Origin of the sequence: Hassallia byssoidea VB512170 (assembly GCF_000817785.2) — a bacterium.
GTDB lineage: Bacteria > Cyanobacteriota > Cyanobacteriia > Cyanobacteriales > Nostocaceae > Hassallia > Hassallia carrinoi.
The window spans coordinates 1-3,539 of record NZ_JTCM02000213.1 but is presented as its reverse complement, the minus strand read 5'-3'; the positions used below and the strand labels follow the sequence as shown (position 1 = coordinate 3,539).

Sequence of the window (3,539 nt, the reverse complement as noted above, 5' to 3'; positions counted from 1 at the left end):
TTTTTGAGTTTTCACCGACGGTAACAATATAGTCACCTTTGGCGATCGCCCCAAAATCAAGTCGGAAGATTTCGTGATTCCTTAACCCGTAAGTAGCGAGCATCCCATACACCCAGCGCCACTCTTCATTCTCAATTTGGTAAAAGTGTTGGGCAATAATTGTGTCGCTGGGTAAGTCACGGGGTGCTACTTTTTTAGGGCTGTACCTCCCAGCATATGATTTTAAATTGATATCAATTTCAACAAACTTTGCAAGCGCACCCAGTGCCATACATGTGCGCTTGCGAGTTTTAGTGTCAGGTTTAGTGCCTGTTACTACTTTTAAAATAATTTCATGATTTAGTACTTCCCATTGTGGAAGCTTGTTAAAAACGTTTAAGTAGTCAATCTTCCAAGTGGTTTCAGTTTGATGGTTGCGTTGGCGAGTTTGAAAATAAAATTTCTCAAACTTATCAATCCAGTCTTTGATGTAACTGACAGGAGAATCATCAGGACTTTCTAAATATAGTTCCCACTTAAACTCCTTGCAGGCAATTAACCCGCCTAGTTTGTGAGCTTCTCCTTCTGCTCTTTTAATACCTTCTTTATTGGCGTAAATGCCAAGACTAAGCCACTGTTGATGCGGTTTGGTCTTGGTAGAATTCGGCTTAGGGGGAAGAGTTGCTCTTAAATAAAGTCGATTTTTGATTTGACAAACTGCCACGCCAATAAGAGCAGTTTTGAGACGACTATTGACTTTTATTAATTGCTCTGAGAAATCCATGATTGAGAATTTAATAGTTTATTATCCTCTTACCTGTTGTCGTTACCTGTTGTCGTTACCTGTTGTCGTTACCTGTTACCGCAGGCTGTACCCCTTGTTACTTCGTTGTTTACGTTCTTTGCGGGAATAGGGTAACAGGGTAACAGGTAACTACTCTACAATGATTTTGATTGTTGAATCGTCGTCCGCTATCTCTATTTTTCCTGCATCAAGCAACTCAAATATTGCGTCCTCCTTGTCTTCTCCCTTGATATTATTTTGGCTCAAAAACTTAATGAAAGACATATCGCGATCACTTCCTTTGTATTTAACCCACTGTTCTTTACGATTAGTCTGTAACCAATCAAAGATTAACTGAGCCGATTGCGAAAGGAAAATATTTTGTTCGGGTTGTTCGCTAATTTTTTTTTTGCTAAATGCCGCCTCTAATTGTTGTCTAATTGTTGCAGCACCCTCTACTGATTTGCGACTATCTCTATCATATCCTGAGTAATTTTCTAATTTTGACATCGGATACCATTTGGCAGTTTTTCCAAAGAATACAGCACGACTGACGGGGGACTTTTCAATATATTCGTCGATATTATTTAATTTTTTCACCATTGCTGATCGTTTCCACTGATCTAGAGAACCGCGATTCTCTGCACTAACCAAAGCAATAGTTACAAGCTGACTGGAGGCGCTTAAATCGATACCAGAACCACCGACAAAAGGAGTTTGGGCAATGAACCAAATATTCTTTCCGCTAGAATCGCCAAGGCTGGTTAAAGATGATAGCCGGTCTAATAAAATTGTCGATTTAGCAATTTTAGATTTTAATCCCAGCACCGTACCCTCGTCTAAAATCAACAAGGTGCGCTCAGAGTTCGCGTCGTTAGCTTTGGCATATTCGTTAAATTCTTCTAAACATTTTTCTAACCAAGCAACTACAATTAATGGCTCCTCTGTCTCGCATTTGTAGCGTTTAATGACGTCAGCAACACCAGCGGTGTACCCTTGCTCTTTTTCGTCGTGTTTTGGATCAATATAAAATGTTTTCAGCTTGGGGTGTTTGACTTTAGCTGCACGCAGAGCGTTAGAAACTACTATCCCTTTACCAGTGCCACTAATGCCTAAAATGAAGCTATTGCTTATTCGGTCTGTCATGCTGGCAATAATGTCAAAGCGATCATCGGGATTAATGTAAATTTCTTCCGAACTTTCCACTTTTACCTGTAACCCAGCTTTTCCTAAAAGCGTTTTGGCAGTTGTCATTAAGTTGCTGGAAGTTGAAAGTACGGGGGAATAGTTCTCTAAAAAGTCTGCCGCCGCCGTGCTTAATGCCAGGTTACGCTCTGTAGCAAATCTCAGTTCCTCAAGCACTGCCACATGTCCCACTTGGCGGCTATAGTCTGCAAAGTCATCGCCATCAAGCACTTGTGCCACGCACCCCACCTCGGTAATTGCTGCTTGGTTTCTTTGAATCTCTCCCGCCTTCTTCCAACTGTCCCACAAAAAATAAGCTACGATTAGTCCCCCAGTGAGGGGGCTTGCGGCGCTAGCGGCTAAGGCGCCCAAAACTAACCCGCCAATAACATTCCACTGTAAATGATTGTTTTTTGTGGCATCAAGCGCTTTAGCACTCCACTGTTCGGGAGTTTTACGGTTTTTTTCCGGATTAAAGCGTGTCATAGTCCAATTGATAGTTTTTGATTAAAGCAGCAACCGCAGTTCAAACCCTGAGATACTGCGGTCGCATTTATTATTTACTAGCTGCTTTGATTGCGTAGGAGAGCTTGCCGACCCAAATAATTAAACCGAGAATGATTTCAATCGCAAACAGCGTAACCAACGTCAAAGCTAAATTACCGTAATTAAGCTTGTTCCACTGTCCGGAACCTACAAACCAAAAAAAGTCACTAAATTTACCAGAGCTTACTGGAGAGTACACAGTAATGCAGATTAGGAAATCCACGGTGTAGGTTACAATCTTTAAGCGCTCCAAATTGCTTACAAGCGAGACTGGGAAAGCGTTATAAGTCCGTTTGAGCATCGCTAAAGTTGGGTCGTCAGTATCTTTTACTTCATATTTACTACGGCTATCAGCTTCACTAATCACTTGCTGGATAAACCCCTCGTGGCTGTACAAAACCAGTGGTAGCACTTCAATGATTTGGATAATTACCCACAATAAAGTGCCTAATATCCAAGTAACGCCCTTACCGATAAAGTTGGCGATGCCGTTAATGATCGGAATGACTGAAACCAAGTAAATAAACGACTGATTTACTACTTTACCGCTCAAAAAGCGCACCGCTTGCTCATAGGGCTGAATGTTGAGGTAGGCAAAATAAATACTGGATAACACCAGTCCCCAATACAAAATTTTTAACCACTCCTGGGGTATTTTGTTTTTCGCGCTTGACTTTCTACCAGCGCTACCACCAGCGGTTTTGCTAAACATTAGACATCTCCTACTTTTGGGGTGTAAAATAATAGACTTTGGCTCCGTGGATTTTGCGAATCTGTTCTAGTGCCAAAGTACGATCGCCCGTAAATGCCATTTGTCCTACCACCAGTTGTTTTTGAGAGTCGCGAACAATCACCCCAGTCTGTCCATTCCCGTCACAAACCACCGTTCCGGCTGGTAATGGCTTTTTGGTGGTACGGTCTAGCACTGGGTCGCCTTCTACCAAGGTTGCAAGGTTTCTGGGGGAATTAGCAGCTACAACAATAGTGCATCCGGCTTTATATCGCGCTTTAGCCACTTCTGCCTGTGCCTTTTCGCGGACTAATT

General features: G+C 42.1%; 4 protein-coding genes. All 4 read right to left on the bottom strand.

What is annotated here, in order from left to right:
• Positions 1–763 (bottom strand): site-specific integrase (locus tag PI95_RS34895; RefSeq protein WP_163519480.1); only part of this gene is annotated, 763 nt, incomplete at its 3' end.
• Between the two features lie 150 nt (positions 764–913).
• Positions 914–2,434 (bottom strand): hypothetical protein, encoded by a 1,521-nt coding sequence (locus PI95_RS34890; protein WP_039748279.1) that lies wholly within the window; start codon positions 2,432–2,434, stop codon positions 914–916.
• A gap of 70 nt (positions 2,435–2,504) precedes the next feature.
• The gene (locus PI95_RS34885; protein ID WP_052325255.1) at positions 2,505–3,206 is read right to left on the bottom strand and encodes a hypothetical protein; all 702 of its coding nucleotides are present in this window, start codon (positions 3,204–3,206) and stop codon (positions 2,505–2,507) included.
• Positions 3,207–3,216: 10 nt separating this feature from the next.
• Positions 3,217–3,539, bottom strand: a 323-nt coding sequence (locus tag PI95_RS34880; protein ID WP_163519479.1) for a hypothetical protein, incomplete at its 5' end; no start/stop codon positions are given.

What these genes read in the sequence shown, in the direction of transcription:
- PI95_RS34885 (WP_052325255.1), bottom strand. Translation starts at nt 3,206, where the DNA reads ATGTTTAGCAAAACCGCTGGTGGTAGCGCTGGTAGAAAGTCAAGCGCG.
- PI95_RS34890 (WP_039748279.1), bottom strand. Translation starts at nt 2,434, where the DNA reads ATGACACGCTTTAATCCGGAAAAAAACCGTAAAACTCCCGAACAGTGG.